General features: G+C 68.5%; 14 protein-coding genes. 9 read left to right on the forward strand and 5 right to left on the reverse strand.

All coding sequences use genetic code 11. The annotated features are described in order from the left end of the window. The first annotated feature begins 40 nt into the window (after positions 1-40). The gene (locus BST15_RS10565; protein ID WP_083070937.1) at positions 41-4,657 is read left to right on the forward strand and encodes a cation-translocating P-type ATPase; all 4,617 of its coding nucleotides are present in this window, start codon (positions 41-43) and stop codon (positions 4,655-4,657) included. Positions 4,658-4,667: 10 nt separating this feature from the next. On the opposite strand, the gene BST15_RS22085 is transcribed toward BST15_RS10565, so the two are convergent. From BST15_RS22085 to BST15_RS10580, 4 genes are all read right to left on the reverse strand, one after another. Next, entirely contained in the window at positions 4,668-4,838 is a 171-nt protein-coding gene (locus BST15_RS22085; protein WP_165757114.1) for an Rv1535 domain-containing protein, read from the reverse strand. A gap of 87 nt (positions 4,839-4,925) precedes the next feature. After that, positions 4,926-5,279, reverse strand: a complete 354-nt coding sequence (locus BST15_RS10570; protein WP_046191108.1) for a DUF2304 domain-containing protein — start codon at positions 5,277-5,279, stop codon at positions 4,926-4,928. A gap of 30 nt (positions 5,280-5,309) precedes the next feature. Then, entirely contained in the window at positions 5,310-6,008 is a 699-nt protein-coding gene (locus BST15_RS10575) for a glycosyltransferase family 2 protein (RefSeq protein WP_046191109.1), read from the reverse strand. 27 nt (positions 6,009-6,035) lie between these two features. Then, positions 6,036-7,235 (reverse strand): polysaccharide biosynthesis protein, encoded by a 1,200-nt coding sequence (locus tag BST15_RS10580; protein WP_046191115.1) that lies wholly within the window; start codon positions 7,233-7,235, stop codon positions 6,036-6,038. Positions 7,236-7,388: 153 nt separating this feature from the next. Here BST15_RS10580 and BST15_RS10585 point away from each other — a divergent pair, with 153 nt between their 5' ends. Then, positions 7,389-8,402 carry a TerC family protein gene (locus BST15_RS10585; protein WP_046191110.1) on the forward strand — a complete coding sequence of 338 codons (1,014 nt, stop codon included), beginning with the start codon at positions 7,389-7,391 and terminating at the stop codon, positions 8,400-8,402. Between the two features lie 65 nt (positions 8,403-8,467). On the opposite strand, the gene BST15_RS10590 is transcribed toward BST15_RS10585, so the two are convergent. Further along, positions 8,468-8,956: an inorganic diphosphatase gene (locus tag BST15_RS10590; RefSeq protein ID WP_046191111.1), complete on the reverse strand. Its 489-nt coding sequence runs from the start codon at positions 8,954-8,956 to the stop codon at positions 8,468-8,470. An 82-nt stretch (positions 8,957-9,038) separates the two neighbouring features. On the opposite strand from BST15_RS10590, the gene dacB reads away from it, so the two are divergent. From dacB to BST15_RS10625, 7 genes are all read left to right on the forward strand, one after another. Further along, positions 9,039-10,415, forward strand: coding sequence for a D-alanyl-D-alanine carboxypeptidase/D-alanyl-D-alanine endopeptidase (gene dacB / locus BST15_RS10595; RefSeq protein WP_046191112.1), 1,377 nt, complete (start codon positions 9,039-9,041; stop codon positions 10,413-10,415). After that, a complete protein-coding gene (locus BST15_RS10600) occupies positions 10,412-11,458 on the forward strand; it encodes a zinc-dependent metalloprotease (protein ID WP_046191113.1) in 1,047 nt (348 codons plus the stop codon). The genes dacB and BST15_RS10600 overlap by 4 nt, the downstream gene beginning before the upstream one ends. Next, the gene (tilS, locus tag BST15_RS10605) at positions 11,437-12,399 is read left to right on the forward strand and encodes a tRNA lysidine(34) synthetase TilS (RefSeq protein ID WP_046294137.1); all 963 of its coding nucleotides are present in this window, start codon (positions 11,437-11,439) and stop codon (positions 12,397-12,399) included. Before BST15_RS10600 ends, tilS begins: the two co-directional genes overlap by 22 nt. 27 nt (positions 12,400-12,426) lie before the next feature. Then, positions 12,427-13,053, forward strand: coding sequence for a hypoxanthine phosphoribosyltransferase (gene hpt, locus BST15_RS10610; RefSeq protein ID WP_046190354.1), 627 nt, complete (start codon positions 12,427-12,429; stop codon positions 13,051-13,053). Between the two features lie 280 nt (positions 13,054-13,333). Beyond that, the gene (locus BST15_RS10615) at positions 13,334-14,878 is read left to right on the forward strand and encodes a circularly permuted type 2 ATP-grasp protein (protein WP_082103888.1); all 1,545 of its coding nucleotides are present in this window, start codon (positions 13,334-13,336) and stop codon (positions 14,876-14,878) included. Beyond that, a complete protein-coding gene (locus tag BST15_RS10620; protein ID WP_109370838.1) occupies positions 14,878-15,870 on the forward strand; it encodes an alpha-E domain-containing protein in 993 nt (330 codons plus the stop codon). The genes BST15_RS10615 and BST15_RS10620 overlap by 1 nt, the downstream gene beginning before the upstream one ends. After that, positions 15,867-16,715 (forward strand): transglutaminase family protein, encoded by an 849-nt coding sequence (locus BST15_RS10625; RefSeq protein ID WP_046190350.1) that lies wholly within the window; start codon positions 15,867-15,869, stop codon positions 16,713-16,715. Before BST15_RS10620 ends, BST15_RS10625 begins: the two co-directional genes overlap by 4 nt. Positions 16,716-16,718: the final 3 nt, after the last annotated feature.

Genomic DNA, 16,718 nt, shown 5'->3' on the forward strand with positions numbered 1-16,718 from the left:
GAAGAGACCTCCAGCGCACCAAAGACGCTGGAGGCAATCCATGGATGTTTTCGCACTTGGCCGTTTCGGTCTGGACGCAGTAGGGGCCGCCGCATCGGCGAGCCTGGATCTGGCCGCCATCCCGTTGCGCGAAGGCGCCAAGATCCTGGCCGGGCAGAGCTCGGATCTGACCAGTCGGCGCAGCTGGCGGGGCGCCGGGCGGGCCTGGATCGACGTGCGCGGACTTGATTCCCCGGACGGTGCCGACATCGGCGCCGAGATCCTGCAAGCCCTGCGCGCGGAGTCCGGCGTCACCTCGGTGCGGCTGAACCGTCCGCTGTCGCGGGTGATCGTGGAGATCAGCGACGATGTGTCGCTGGCCGACCTGTGTGCCGCGGTGGATGCCGTCGAGAAGCGCGTCGAACTGACCGCGGCCGAGTCCGCGGCGCTGCCGGGTGACGGGCTGCTGCTGGCGACCAAAGGCGCGATGGTGGGGGCCAACGCGGTAGGCCTGGCGATCGCCACCGTGGGCAGCGCGATGCGCCTGCCCGCCGCACCCAAGATCTTCGACGCCGCGGTGTCGGTGGCCCGCTATCAGCCGCTGGTTCGCAAAGCGTTGGCAAGCCAGATCGGCCCGGCGAAGGCCGACAGGGCGCTGTCCCTGCTCTCCCTCGGGTCGCACGTGATCACCATGTCACCGGCGATCCTGGCGGTGGACATGATGGTGGAGGGCCTGAAAGCCTCCGAGACCCGCGCGGGGGCGCTGGCCTGGAATCGCTACGAGCCGGCGCTGGCGCGATTCGCCGAACACCCGGATGTGCACATCACGGAGAGGCCTGTCCCGCGGCCCGAGGGTGTGGCCGAGCGCTATCTGAAGGGCACCGCGGTAGCTCAGCTGGTCAGTGCCGGCGTGGTGGGTGCGCTGACCCGCAACCTGGACATGACTTCGAGCGCCATCTTGGCCACCTCGCCCAAAGCGGTGCGCACCAGTTGCGAATCGTTCGCTGCGACGCTCGGGCACGGACTGGCGGAGGCGCACGGGGTGCTGCCGCTGCGGCCGGAAAGCCTGCGCCGCCTCGACAAGATCGACACCGTGGTCATCGACCCGCGTGCGCTGACCGGCGAGCAACGTCGGGTGGTGCAGATCCGCGGCGCCAGCGAGCATGAGCTGCCGAAGGCATGGAACAACGCGCAGGCCCTGCTCGACGACGCCGGTCTGCGCCCGGGCTGGCACCGGGTTCCCGGGATGACGGTTCGTGGGTCGACCCGCAAGGAGCCGGTGGATGCGCTGATCCTGCCCGCCCATCACGCGCTGGCCTCCGCCGTGGTGCTCGAAGGGCGCGCCTCGGGCGCGGAGCTGGTCACGGTGGACGCCGAGATCCTCGGCGAGTTGCGGCCCGGTTTCGACGACATTCGTCCGCTCTCCGGCGAGGACATCGACGGCGCCCTGGCCGCGGCCGTGACCGATCTGCAGCGGGCCGGACGTACCGTCGCGGTGCTGTCCACGTCGGCCGCGCGGGCGCTGGCGGCAGCGGATCTGGGTTTGGGCGTCATGCCGACGAGTGAAAATGACTCCCTGCCTCCGCCTTTTTACGCCGACCTGCTGTTGGCCGACCTGGCCGGCGCCTGGCAGCTGTTGCGTGCGCTGCCGGCCGCCCGGACGGCCGCCGAGCGTGGGGTCGCGATCTCGATCGGGGCGTCGTCCATCGCCGGGCTGTTGCTGGTTCGCGGGGTCCGGGCGACCATCCCCGGCGTCGGGCCTGCGCCCAGCCGCGGTCCGGGGCCGGTGACCGTCGGTGCCGGCGCCGGAATGCTGTCGGGGTACCTGCTGGCCCGCCGTGTGCTGCGGGCGAACGCGCCGAAACCGGCCCCGGCCTACGAGTGGCACGCCATGACGGTGGAGCAGGCGCGTGAGCTGCTGATGCCCGACACAGTGCTGCCGCTGACCCAACGCGCTCCGGTCGACGCGGAATCCGAGGGCATGTTCTGGCCGTACTTCCACGCCGTGCGTGAGGAGCTGTCCGACCCGATGACGCCCATCCTGGCGCTGTGCTCGGCGGCGACGGCCATGCTGGGCTCGCCGATCGATGCGGTGATGGTGGGCACGGTGCTCACCGGCAACGCCATGCTGGCCGCCTACCAGCGGTTGCGGGCCGAGAGCCGGCTGAACACATTGCTGGCTCAGCAGGCCCCGCCGGCCCGGGTGGTCTCTATCGGTGCCGACGGCACCCCGATTTACCACGAGATCGCCGCAGAACAGCTGCTGCCCGGTGACCTGATCGAGGTGCGCAGCAATGAGGTGGTGCCCGCGGACGCCCGCGTCATCGAGGTGGCCGACGTCGAGGTCGACGAATCCTCGCTGACCGGCGAATCGCTGTCGGTCGGCAAACAGCTGGACCCCACTCCCGGCGCCGAACTGGCCGAGCGCAGCTCCATGCTCTACGCGGGCACCACGGTGATCGCAGGCAAGGCGCTGGCGATGGTGACCGCGGTCGGCGCTGAAACCCAGGCCCGCCGGGCCTCCGAGCTGGCTTCTGGAGAACTTCCCGAGGTCGGCCTGCAGCACCACCTGTCCCAGCTGATGTACCGGACCTTCCCCTACAGCGCTGCCGGTGGTGTGGCGGTCGGTGCGTTGGGTCTGCTGCGCCAGGGCGGGCTGCGCGTGGCGCTCGGAAATGCGATCGCGGTCGCGATCGCCGCGGTGCCCGAGGGCATGCCGCTGATGGCCACCCTGGCCCAGCATGCGTCCTCGCAGCGGTTGAGCAAAACCGGTGCGCTGGTGCGTATTCCGCGCTCAGTGGAGGCGCTCGGCCGGGTCGACGTGGTCTGCTTCGACAAGACCGGAACGCTCAGTGAGAACCGGCTGCGGGTCGCCACGGTGCGCCCGCTGGCGGGGTACTCGAACGACGACGTCCTCGGCACGGCCGCGCAGGCGGCCCCGGCGCCCGATGGCGCGGCGCATGCACACGCCACCGACCAGGCCATCGTCGAGGGCGCGGCGGGCGCGGCCGGGGCACGGGCATGGATCGAACCCGACGCGCACCTGCCGTTCCGCTCCGGCCGCGCCTTCTCGGCCTCCGTGCTGGGATCGGAGCTGCTGGTCAAGGGCGCCCCGGAAGTGGTGCTGGGGGCCTGCACGAACGCCGGCGCCAAGGTCGAGCAGCAGGTGGCCGAGATGGCGGCCCAGGGGCTGCGGGTGATCGCGGTCGCGCAGGGCGAACTGACCGCCGCTCAGGTGCGCCAGGTGTGCGACGATTCCGACCGGATCACCGAGTGCAGTGCCTCCGGCCTGACGCTGATCGGGTTCCTCGGCTTGGCCGACACGCCCCGGGCCGACGCTCCGCAACTGCTGGCCGATCTGGCCGCCCGCGGCGTCGACATCCGGATGATCACCGGTGACCACCCGATCACGGCCACCGCGATCGCCGCTGAGATGGGTGTGACCGTCGCTCCCGAGCAGGTCATCACCGGCTCGGAATGGAATGCCTTGAACCGCAAGGAACAAGAGCAGGTGGTCTGCGATCGGGTGATCTTCGCGCGGATGTCGCCGGAGAACAAGGTTCAGATCGTTCAAACTCTGGAGCGCGCCGGACGGGTGTCGGCGATGGTGGGCGACGGCGCCAACGACGCCGCCGCGATCCGCGCTGCCACGGTCGGGCTGGGTGTCGTCGCACACGGCAGCGACTCGGCACACGCCACCGCCGACGTGGTGCTGACCGACGGCCGGATCGGTGCCCTGGTCGACGCGATCGACGAGGGCCGGCGGCTGTGGCGGGGCGTGCAACTGGCGATCTCCGGGCTGCTGGGCGGCAATGCCGGTGAGGTGATGTTCTCGGTGATCGGCACGGCCATCACCGGAAATTCGCCGTTGAACACCCGCCAGTTGCTGTTGATGAACACCCTGACCGACGCGCTGCCCGCCACCGCGGTGGCGGTGAGCACACCGGCCGGGCCGATCGGTGATGCGGTGCCTGGACTCGATGAGCGCAAGCTGTGGCGTGCGGTGGCCTTCCGCGGCGGGGTGACCGCCGCGGCGGGGACGGCGGCCTGGGCGATGGCCTCAGCAACGGGTCTGCCGCAGCGGGCGGCGACGGTGGCGCTGATCTCGCTGGTGACCACCGAGCTCGGTCAGACCGTGGTCGATTCGCGGGCGCCGATGGTGTTGGCCACCGCGGCAGGATCGTTCGCACTGTTCGCCGGCATCGTCTCTACGCCCGGGGTCAGTCAGCTGTTGGGCTGCACGCCGGTCGGTCCGATCGGCTGGGCTCAGGGCCTCGGCACGGCCGCGGCGGCCACCGCTGCGGTGGCCGTGGCGAGCCGGTTCTCGGCCCCGGCCAAGGAGATCGCTGCGCCCAGTGTGCAGATCGCGGCCCTCGCTCCGCAGGTCGCCGCCGTTCCCGCGACGACGACCCCGGCCGCGAAGAAGGCCGCACCGGCCAAGAGGGCTCCGGCCGCCAAGAAGGCAGCGCCGGCCAAAAAGACAGCGCCGGTCACAAAGGTTCCCGCTGCGAAGAAGGCCGCGCCGGTCAAGAAGGCTCCCGCCGCCAAGAAGGCCGTGCCTGCCGAGAACGGCGTGGCGGCAAAGAAGACCCCGGCCAAGAAGACCCCGGCCAAGAAGACCCCGGTCAAGAAGGCCACCGCGAAGAAGTCGTCGGCCAAGTTGGAGCTGGTGCGCTGAGGTCGTCTCGCTACGCCGGCTGACGCGCAGGCACCGGTTCGAGTGCCCGCCTGGATGCCGGAAGCCGAACGTCGAGCAGGCCGGCCCGCCAGGCCAGCGCATACAACTCGACCATCGGAACTGTCAGCAGCACCCCTGTCACGTCGGCCAGGGGTTCTGCCAGGACTTCGGTGGCCCGCATAGCTACCACGGTGCAGGCTCGAAGGGGCCGCGCGGCAAACCCGCTGTGACCTCTGGGACAACTGTTGCCGAATTGCTGTGGTTCGGGCTAACCCGCCGCGTCGGGCGGTTCGGGGGGTTGGGCGTGCGCCAGCGCGATCACCCTCGCCAGCCGGGCGTAGCGCAGTTCCAGGTCGCGAAAGCGCATGTAGGTGCTCAGTGTGGTGAAGGCAAACACCATGACCAGCACGTAGAGCATCAGATCGGTGCCGCGGCGCACCCCGAGCCAATTGGCCACGACGGTGGTGTCGTCGGGGCGCAGCACCGCATAGATACCGGCCACCACGAACACCAGGTAACCGACCTTCACCCAGGCCCTCGATTGGGCGGAACCGCGGGATAGCAGCAGGTAGATCAGCAGCGCCAAAACCGCCGCGATCAGCAGGACTTTGATCCAGTTCAAGGAAGGACCCTCTTCATTCCGCGCCGCCGCTTATCGGGACATCCGCTTGCGCAGCAATCCGTCGAACGCGATGTTGACCCCGTTGAGCAGTGGCTGTCCCTTCGCCTTGGAGTAGTCGGTGTAGAGCACTTCGACCGGCTCTTCTCCCACCCGCCAACGGTTCTCGGCGATCAGGGCGATGAACTCCCCGGCGTGGCTCATGCCGTTCATGGTGAGGTCGAGCCGGTCGGCCACCCGGTGGTTGAACACCCGCAGGCCGTTGTGGGCGTCCGAGAGTCCGAGGCGGCGAATCCGTGGGCTCAGAGCCACCGCGGCGCGCAGTACCAGGCGTTTGAGCGCCGGTACCGACGCGGTGGCCGCGGGGGTGCCGAATCGCGTGCCGATGACGATGTCGAGGTCGTCGGTGTCGAGACGGTCGATCATGCGCACCAGATCGGCGACCCGGTGCTGGCCGTCGGCGTCGAAGGTGGCGAACAGGCGCGCACCGGGCTGATGGCGGGCGAACTCGACCCCGGTCTGGATCGCCGCGCCCTGACCGAGGTTGATCGGATGACGCACCACATAGGCCCCCGCCGCCCGGGCAAGAGCGGCGGTGTCGTCGGAGCTGCCGTCGTCCACGCAGACCACGGAGTCGAATACCGCACGGATCCCGGCGATCACGTCACCGATGACGGTCGCCTCGTTAAACGCCGGAACGATAATCCAGACATCGGGGTAGCGGGTGTCGATGTTGTAGAAAGTACACGCTTGACGGGATCACGAATCGGTGCGCAACGCGGTCAGATGCACCGCGATCCCCACCAGCGGGCCACACATCAGGGCCACCACGGTTCTGATCGGCAGCTCCAACGGGAGCAGCAGGAGCAGGGTGGAGACCACCGTCGCGCCCACCCAGCCCAGCGCGTAGGCACGATGCAGTGCCGCGGCCACCGTCGCGGCGCCGGTCAACGTCAACAGGGCGATCGCGGTGGCCGCCGTGGTCAGTCCGGCCAACAGCAGGCCGTCGGCGCGATAGTCCGGGCCGAACACGGTGCGCAGCAGCCAGGGGCCGAGCAGGGCCGCTGCCACTGCGCCCACCGCTCCCAGGGCGGCGATGGCGGCCGCCGGTGTGCTCAGCGCCCGCAGCCGGCGGCCGCGCTGGTCCACGAAGTGTGCGATCAGATTGCCCTGCATGGCGGTCAGCGGCACCAGCAGCGGCGCCCGGGTCACCGTCACCGCCAGGATCACCACACCGCCCGCGGCGCCCAGTTCGCCATAGGTGGCCTGCAGCAGCACCGGAAAACCCATCACCAGGATCGCGCTGGCCCCGGCGGCGGTGATCGAATGCGCCGCACCGCGGAGGAACTCGACTGTGCGCACCGGTGTGATCAGTCGGGCCGCTGAGCGGGCCGTCGGGGAGGCGGCCAGCAGCAACAGCCAGGCCAGTGCGCCGGCGACGGTGGCCCACAAGAACCCGACCAGGCCCCAGCCGATGGCGAATGTCGCGGTGGCCACGGCCACCCGGATGCCTGCATCGGTCACCATCAGCGCGCCGTACTGCGTCCACCGGTTGGCCCCGGCCAGCATGCCCAGCAGCGTGGCGTGCACCGCGAAGTTGGCCAGCCCGAAGCAGATCAACGCCACCGACAGCCAGCGCGCCTCGACGAACACGTGGCCACTCCACAGTGGGGAACTGGCGGCCACCACCCCGGCCGCCACCAGCCCGGTCAGACCCGCCACCCACAGCGGGCGGGTGTGCGGGGTGGACGCCGGGTCTGACCCTGCGTCTCGGGCGAAGCGGACTTCGCGGGTGGTTTCCTGCAACAGCCCGTTGGCGGCACCGTTGACCAGGCCGAATGCGCCCCAGAACACGCCGAATACCGAGAATCCGGCGGGATCGAGGTCACGGGCGGCCAGGTAGAGCACCGCGTAGCCGCACAGTGCGCTGAGCAGGGTCGCCGTGCCGACGCGGGCCATGCTGGCCCGGGCGACGGGGCCACTGGCCAGCCCGCGGGGAAACCCGGGGGATCCGGTACCACCCACATCGGTCACCACGGCGAAAATACTAAGCGGGCGACGGGGTACCGTCGGGCAGCCCGCTGAACCGACTCGACGACCGGAGGCCCATCGTTGGACCCGTCGCTGTTGGAATGGCTGCTGACCTTCGCCGGGCTGGCTGTGGTACTCGGCTTCGACCTGCTCATCATCGGTCGCCGGGTGCGCGAGCCCTCGTTCCGCGAGATCGCCGGATGGCTCACGTTCTATCTCAGCCTGGCGGTGGCCTTCGGCATCTGGGTCTGGTCCTATCACGGCCCCAAATACGGCATGCAGTTCTTCGCGGGGTGGTTGACCGAATACAGCCTGTCGGTCGACAACCTGTTCGTGTTCGTGATCATCATGAACAGCTTCAACGTGCCCAAGAAATACCGGCAGGAGGCGCTGTTCGTCGGGATCGTCATGGCGCTGTCGTTCCGGGCGGTGTTCATCGCCCTGGGCGGAGTCGCGGTCCAGCGGTTGTCGTGGACGTTTTACGTATTCGGTGCGTTCATGGCCTACACCGCGATCAAGCTGCTCCGCCACGAAGACCCCACCGGCGACGGCGAGGGGGAGGGCGGCAACAACTTCCTGGTGCGGTTTGCCCGCACCCACTTCAACGCCACAGATCAGTGGTCCGGAGTGCGGTTCTTCGTCCGCGACGGCGCCGGATCCTGGGCCATCACCCCGATGTTCCTGGTGGGGCTGGCGTTGGGCACCACCGACGTGGTGTTCGCGATGGACTCCATTCCAGCCATCTACGGACTGACCCGCCAGCCCTACCTGGTGTTCACCGCCAACGTGTTCGCACTGATGGGGCTGCGGCAGCTCTACTTCATTCTCGGCAAGCTGCTGGGCCGATTCGTCTACCTGTCCCAGGGACTCGCGGTGATCCTGGGATTCATCGGGGTGCGGATGGTGCTGCATGCGCTGCGCACCAATGACCTGTGGTTCATCAACTCAGGGCATCCCCTGGATGTCCCGGAGATCCCCACCCCGATCAGCCTGGGTGTGGTGGCCGGCGTGTTGGCGTTGACCACTGCGGCCAGCCTGGCCCGGACTCGCGGCTCCGCGTCAGCGCAGTGCGAAGAGAGGGAACCGCCCGGTTGACGCGGCGGGTTCATGCGGCGGTTCCAGCTTCGGCTCTCCTGCGTCGAGCCTCGCTAAACCGCCGGTCAGTGACCGCTGGCCTTGAACCGGTCGATGGACCGAGCGATCTCGGCCTCTGCTTCGGCCCGGTCCACCCAGTCGGCAGCCTTGACGAACTTGCCCGGCTCCAGGTCCTTGTAGTGCACGAAGAAGTGCTTGATCGCGTCCAGCTCATAGGCCGGGACGTCGGTGATGTCCTGAATGTGATCCCAACGGTGGTCACCGGCCGGCACGCACAGCACCTTGGCGTCGCCGCCGGCCTCATCGGTCATCTGGAACATCCCGACCGGGCGCGCCTCGACCAGGACACCCGGGAACACCGACTGCGGCAGGAGCACCATGGCGTCCAGCGGGTCGCCGTCCTCGCCGAGGGTGTCCTCGATAAAGCCGTAGTCGGTGGGGTAGCCCATCGGCGTGTACAGGTAGCGGTCGAGCTTGACCCGCCCGGTGGCGTGGTCGACCTCGTACTTGTTGCGCTGGCCCTTGGGGATTTCGATGGTCACGTCGAATTGCACGGAGACAGTCTAGAGCGGCCCGGATTGACGCCCGGAATCCGCCCGTCCGGCACAATTGCGGCTGACAGGGGAGGGACAAGAGATGCAACCCACTCGGTGGCGACACAGCGGCGCTCATCTGGGTATCGCCGCTGCGGTGTTGGCATTGGCCGCCGCGGTGGTAGTCGTGGCGGTGGCCGTGCTCCCCGACGAGTCCGGCGCGGGTGCACGCGTGGTGTCTCCCGCCCCGGTGGCGACCGCCAAACCCGGCGTGGTTCCGGTCTCCGAGGATGCCGCGGTGCCCGCCGGCAGCGCGCTCGCTGCGGCGCTGGCCCCCGCTCTGGCCGACCCGAATCTGGGCCGGCTGACCGGCCGGATCACCGACGCATTGACCGGCAAGGCGCTCTGGACGCAGCAGGAAGACCTGCCGATGCAGCCGGCCTCGACCAACAAGGTGCTCACCGCTGCGGCGGCCTTGCTGGCCCTGGACCCCAGCGCCCGGGTCACCACGCGGGTGACGGCGAGCGATCAGCCTGGGGTGGTGGTGCTGGTGGGAGACGGCGATCCGACGCTGTCCACGGCCGAGGTCGGTCAGGACACCTGGTATCGCGAGGCCGCGCGCATCAGCGATCTGGCCGATCAGGTGCGGCGCAGCGGTGTGGAGGTCTCCGAGGTTCAGGTCGACATCTCGGCATTCACCGGCCCGACGATGGCCCAGGGCTGGGACGCCGAGGACATCGAAGGCGGCGACATCGCCCCGATCGAGGCGGTGATGGTCGATGGTGGCCGTGTGCAGCCCACCACCGTCGAATCCCGGCGCTCGACTACCCCGGCGCTGGACGCCGGCAAAGCCCTGGCCGCGGAGTTGGGAGTCGATCCGGACCAGGTGAGCATCGTGTCTTCGTCGGTCACCGGGCGTGAATTGGGTGCGGTCCGATCGGCACCGTTGGTGGTGCGTCTCGGCGAGATGATGAACGCCTCCGACAACGTGATGGCCGAGTCCATCGCGCGCGAGGTCGCCGCGGCCATGGGCCGGCCACGGTCGTTCGCCGGTGCTGTCGATGCGGTGATCAACCGTTTGGCCACCGCCCACATCGCGGTCAGCGGAGCCTCTTTGCAGGACGCCAGCGGTTTGTCGGTCGATGACCGGTTGTCGGCGCGGACGCTGGATTCGGTGGTGCAGGCGGCCGCCGGGCCGGACCTGCCGGAGTTGCGTCCCCTGCTGGACATGCTGCCGGTCGCCGGCGGTAGTGGCACGCTCTCCGAGCGATTCCTCAACCCCAAGACCGGGCGCGGCGCCGCCGGCTGGCTGCGGGCCAAGACCGGCTCGCTGACCCGCACCAATGCGCTGGCCGGCATTGTCACCGACCGCGACCAGCGGGTGCTGACCTTTGCGTTCATCTCCAACGACGCCGGGCCCACTGGACGCACCGCGATCGACGCGCTGGCCGCGGTGCTGCGAACCTGCGGTTGCCGATGAGCGAATCCGAGGTCGGGAGCGCGGTGGACTTTGCCTTCGCCGCGACGGTCGGTGGCTGGCTGGCGCGTCCTGCGCCACCGATGACCGACTACACCCGCCGTCAGGTCATCGAGGAACTGCACACCTGTGCCCGCGCGGCCGAACCCCTGGTGCGCGAGGTCACCGGTCTTGGCGACGACGGCCCGGTACCCGACGCCCGCGTCATCGACCGCCGCCAGTGGATTGCCGCCGCGGCCGAGTCCATGCGGGTGATGATGGGCGGCTCCGAGCAGCCCGAGGGTTTCCTCAGCAGCCGGCTTACCGGGGCGCAGACCGGTGCCGTGCTGGCGTTCGTCTCCTCGGCGATCCTCGGCCAATACGACCCGTTCTGCGCGGACGACACCACCGGTGCAGGCCAGTTGCTGTTGGTCTACCCCAATGTGGTCGCCATCGAGCGGCAGCTGCAGGTCACTCCGGCGGACTTTCGGCTCTGGGTGTGCCTGCATGAGGTGACCCATCGCGTGCAGTTCAGCGTCAACCCGTGGCTGACGGGCTACATGGCGGACGCGCTGGCGGTACTGACCAGCTCCAGCGGCCCGGATCTCAACCAGGTGGTGGGGCGGCTGTCCGACCATCTGCGCGGCCGCCGCGACGCGGGCGAGTCGCCGGGCCCGTCGGGAATCCTGGGGTTGGTGCGGGCGGTGCAGTCCGAGGAGCAGCGCACCGCGCTGGACCAGCTGCTGATGCTGGGCACCCTGCTCGAAGGCCACGCCGATCACGTGATGGACGCGGTCGGACCACGGGCGGTGCCCTCGGTGGAGACCATTCGGAGCCGCTTCGAGGAACGTCGCCAGCGCAGCCAACCGCCCTTGCAACGATTGGTCCGAGCCTTGCTGGGCCTCGATGCAAAGCTGAGCCAGTACACCCGGGGCAAGGCCTTCGTCGACGCCGTTGTCGACCGCGTCGGCATGGACCGGTTCAACGCGGTGTGGTCGGGCCCGCAGACCCTGCCGCTGCCCGCTGAGATCGAAGAGCCGCAAGCGTGGATCGACCGGGTGCTCTAGCCCAGCTGCGGACCGCGCTGGGAGCGTTCGCCGGGCAGTACCTGGCCCCGGAGGGATCCTGGGCGGTCGGGCTGTCGGGCGGGCCGGACTCGCTGGCGCTGACCGCCGTCGCCGCCCGGATGCGTCCGACGACGGCGCTGATCGTCGATCACGGCTTACAGGCCGGTTCAGGCCAGGTGGCCGAGGCCGCACGTCGTCAGGCAGTGGAGCTGGGATGCGTTGATGCGCGGGTTATTCCGGTCACCGTCGGCGCCGCGGGCGGTCCGGAGGCGGCGGCCCGCACCGCCCGCTATGCCGCGCTGGCCGATGCCCGCGACGGGCAACCGGTGCTTCTGGGACACACGCTCGACGACCAAGCCGAGACGGTGCTGCTGGGGCTCGGTCGTGGTTCCGGAGCCCGCTCGATGGCCGGCATGCGGCCCTATGACCCGCCGTGGTGCCGGCCGCTGCTGGGGGTCCGGCGCGCCCGCACCGGGCAGGCCTGCGCCGAGCTGGGGCTGACGGCCTGGCTCGACCCGCACAACAGTGACAGCCGCTTCACGCGGGTACGGCTGCGCACCGAGGTGCTGCCGCTGCTTGAGGACGTGTTGGGCGGCGGGGTGGCCGAGGCCCTGGCCCGCACCGCGATCTCTCTGCGCGAGAACACCGAACTGGTCGATCTGCTCGCCGAGCAGGCGCTTCCGGGCGTCGTTGCGGACGCGGCGTTGGAGGTTGCCGCCTTGGAGGGGATGCCGGGACCGGTGCGTCGTGCGGTGATCCGGCGTTGGCTGCTCACCGGCGGCGGGCGTGATCTGAGCGACCTGCAGATTCGCGCGGTGGACCGGTTGGTCACCGCGTGGCGTGGGCAGGGCGGGGTGGCGGTCGCCTCTGACCTGGCCGGACACCGGTTGTTCGCGGTCCGCGGCGACGGGCTGTTGCGGTTGCGTGCCGAGCCGGTCTGATCGTCGGGCGTGAATTGGCCGTTGCAGTTGGTTGTCGCGCAGCGGGCATGGCACGCTGTGCTGGTGGCTGCGATCTTGCCGGGGGAAAAACCCGAGTTGTATGCGGGTGACATCAAATCGGTCCTGCTGACCGAGGAGCAGATCCAGACCCGCACTGCCGAACTCGCTGCGCAGATCGCGGCCGAGTACGCCGATGGCCGTGACGAGTGTGGCGACCTGGTGCTGATCACGGTGCTCAAGGGCGCGGTGCTGTTCGTGACCGATCTTGCCCGGGCCATCCCGTTGCCCACGCAGTTCGAGTTCATGGCGGTCAGCTCCTACGGCTCGTCGACGTCCTCGTCGGGGGTGGTGCGCATCCTCAAAGACCTCGACCGCGACATCAGCGACCGCGACGTGTTGATCGTCGAGGACGTCGTCGACTCCGGGCTGACCCTGTCGTGGCTGCTGCGCAACCTCGCGACCCGACGGCCCCGGTCGCTGCGCGTGTGCACCCTTTTGCGCAAACCCGACGCGCTGGGCGCCGACGTCGACATCGCCTACGTGGGCTTCGACATCCCGAACGACTTCGTGGTCGGCTACGGCCTGGACTACGCCGAGCGCTACCGCGACCTGCCCTATATCGGCACCTTGGACCCGCGCGTTTATCAAGGCTGAGCGCCTATTTCGCCCCCCGGTGCAACCGGTTCGTCGACAAGTTTGCTGTCACCGGGCAAACCCTGACTGAACCGATCAACAGCGTGCCGATAGGATCGTGCAACACGCCAACGATGCCGCGGTCAGAGCTCCGGGCTGCCCCAGGAGCGGATCTGTAGCAGGATCGGTAGGTGTGAAGGCTGTGCCAGCATCAACGCGAAGTGGACAGGCCCGTGTCGGCAAATCAATCTTCTCGGGCTATCAGCGGGCGGGCGGCAGCTATGGCGACAGCTTCGACGAGATGTTCGACAACAACGGTGCCCCCCGCGTCCCCTATCGGGGCATCCACAAAGCGCTGGCTCCTGCCGACAACGAAGAACTGCAGGCCCGGGTTGACGCGTTGGGGCGCGCGTTCATCGAGCAAGGTGTCACTTTCTCACTGTCGGGACAAGAGCGGCCCTTTCCGCTTGACCTTGTGCCACGGGTGATTTCGGCCAGCGAGTGGACCAAGCTGGAGCGCGGTATCGCGCAGCGGGTGCGAGCCCTGGAACGGTTCCTGGCCGACATCTATGACGACCAGGAGATCCTGCGCGATGGGGTGGTCCCCAAGCGGTTGGTCACCTCATGCGCCCACTTTCACCGTCAGGCCGCCGGCATCAAGCCGCCGAACGGGGTTCGCATCCATGTCGCGGGAATCGATCTGGTGCGTGATGACCAGGGCGAGTTCCGGGTGCTCGAGGACAACCTGCGGTCGCCCTCGGGTGTGTCCTATGTGATGGAGAATCGTCGCACCATGGCGCGGGTCTTTCCGGACCTGTTCGCCTCGCACCGGGTGCGGCAGGTCGGCGACTACGCCTCTCATCTGCTGCGGGCGCTGCGGGCCGCCGCGGCGTCCAACGAAGCCGACCCGACGGTTGCGGTGATGACGCCGGGTGCGTCCAACTCGGCCTATTTCGAGCATTCACTGCTGGCCCGTCAGATGGGCGTGGAGCTGGTCGAGGGACGAGACCTGTTCTGCCGGGACAACATCGTGTACATGAGCACCACCGAGGGTGAGCAGCGCGTCGACGTCATCTACCGCCGGATCGACGACGAGTATCTGGATCCGCTGCAGTTCCGGTCCGATTCGGTGCTCGGTGTGCCCGGACTGGTCAACGCGGCCCGCGCGGGCAACGTGGTGATCAGTAGCGCGGTGGGCAATGGGGTGGGCGACGACAAGCTCATCTACACCTATGTGCCGCAGATCATCAGGTACTACCTGGGTGAGAAGCCGATTCTGTCCAACGTCGATACGCTGCGCTGCTGGCTGGACGACGAATGCGACGAGGTCCTGGACCGTATCGAGGAATTGGTGATCAAACCCGTGGAGGGATCGGGCGGGTACGGCATCGTGTTCGGCCCGCAGGCAACGCGAAAGGAACTCAACGTCCTGGCCAAGAAGATCAAGGCCAACCCGCGGGATTGGATCGCGCAGCCGGTGGTGCAGCTGTCCACCGTCCCCACCAAGGTGGGAGATCGCTTGGCGCCCAGGCATGTCGACCTGCGCCCGTTCGCGGTCAACGACGGCGAGGACGTCTGGGTACTGCCCGGGGGCCTGACCCGGGTGGCGCTGACGGAGGGTTCCATGGTGGTCAACTCGAGCCAGGGCGGCGGCTCCAAGGACACCTGGGTGTTGGCGCCACGCCGCGCGGACAAGGAACACGAGCTGTCCGGTGATCAGCTGGTGCGGCACCGAGATCTGCCGACCGACAACGCCGCCGATCAGGGTCCGGGGCTGCCCGGGACCGACCTGCTGCAACAGCAACAGCAACAGCAACAGCAATCGGACGGTGGTGATAGCCGATGATGTTGGCCCGCAACGCCGAATCGTTGTTCTGGATCGGCCGCTACGTCGAGCGCGCCGACGACACCGCCCGCATCCTCGATGTGGCGGTGCATCAACTGCTCGAAGACGCCACGGTGGACCCCGACCGTACCTGCCGTCTGGTGATGCAGGTGTTGGGACTCGAACCACCCGAAGTCGGGCAGGCCCAGAACGTGTGGACCTTGACGGAGCGGGTGGCGTACGCCGGTGCCGGCTCGGGTTCGATCGCCGACAGTATTGCCCGGGCGCGTGAAAACGCTCGTGGTGCAAGAGAAGTCACATCCAGTGAGATGTGGGAGTGCCTGAACACCACCTTCAATGGCCTCAGTGAAGCCGAACGGGCCGCTCGCCGGCTGGGGCCCTACGAGTACCTGTCGTATGTGAAGAATCGGTCGGCGATGTTCGCCGGCCTGGCCGACGCCACCATGAGCCGCGACGACGGATACCGATTCCTGCTGCTGGGACGGTCCGTCGAGCGGGTCGACATGACCGTGCGGATGCTGCTCTCGCGTGCCGGCGATCGATCCGGGTCGCCGGCCTGGGTGACGGTGTTGCGGTCGGCCGGTGCTCATGACACCTATCTGCGCACCTATCGCGGCGCACTCGATGCGAACAGGGTGGTCGAATTCATGTTGCTGGACAGGTTGTTTCCCCGGTCGGTGTTCCACGCGATCACGCTTGCCGAACAGTGCCTGATGACGCTCGACAGCCGAAACGACAGCCGAGTGGGGGCTCGGGCCGAAGCGCAGCGCCTGATCGGCCGGGCGCGCAGCGCCCTGGAGTTCATGCCACCGGGGCTGCTGCTGGAAGACCTTCACGACCGTCTGACCGGGTTGCAGGAGACCTGCAAGGACGTCACCGAAGCGGTGACCCAGCAGTATTTCCATGTCACCCCGTACCTTTCCTGGGCGGGGGCCGGGGCCAGTGGAGGCCGCGACTACGACGGCCAAGTGATTGCGGAGGGTGACCGGTGAGCTGGCGAATGCGGGTAGTGCACTCGACCGGGTTCGCCTACAACGCACCGGTCACCTCGTCCTACAACGAGGCACGCATCACCCCTCGCAGCGGCAGCCGGCAGAACGTGATCTCCAGCCGGGTGGAGACCGTCCCCGCCACGCGGTCCTACCGGTATGTCGACTACTGGGGTACCGCCGTGACGGCATTCGACCTGCACGCGCCACATGAGGAACTCGAGGTGTCCGGCACGTCAGTGGTGGAGACCGAACCCGACATCTATCCCGACGACATCGATCCGGTGGACTGGAACGATCTGGCCGGCGAGTACGTCGTCGACCGCTTCTACGAATTTCTCACCCACACGGCCTACGTTCCCCGCAACCGCACACTGGCCGCCACCGCCCGAAGGCTGGTCAAGGGCCTCGATCCGCGTGACGCGGTCCAAGCGGTGTGCTCCTGGGTCTACTCGGAGATGGACTACGTGCCCGGCACCACCGGGGTGCACAGCTCGGCGATCGACGCCTGGACCGAGAAGAAGGGCGTCTGCCAGGACTACGCACACCTGACCCTGGTGTTATTGCGCAGCGTGGGAATCCCGGCGCGCTACGTCTCGGGATACCTGCACCCCAAGGCCGACGGTGCGATCGGGGAGACGGTCGAGGGCGAGAGTCACGCCTGGATCGAAGCGTGGACCGGGGCGTGGTCGGGTTACGACCCCACCAATGACGTGCCGATCACCGAACGGCACGTGTCCGTGGGACTGGGGCGTGATTATTCGGATGTGACTCCGTTGAAAGGCACCTATATCGGTGGCGACGCAACGGACTTGGACGTGATCGTGGAGATCACCCGGCTGGCCTGAGAT

The organism is Mycolicibacter arupensis (assembly GCF_002086515.1).
Taxonomy (GTDB): domain Bacteria; phylum Actinomycetota; class Actinomycetes; order Mycobacteriales; family Mycobacteriaceae; genus Mycobacterium; species Mycobacterium arupense.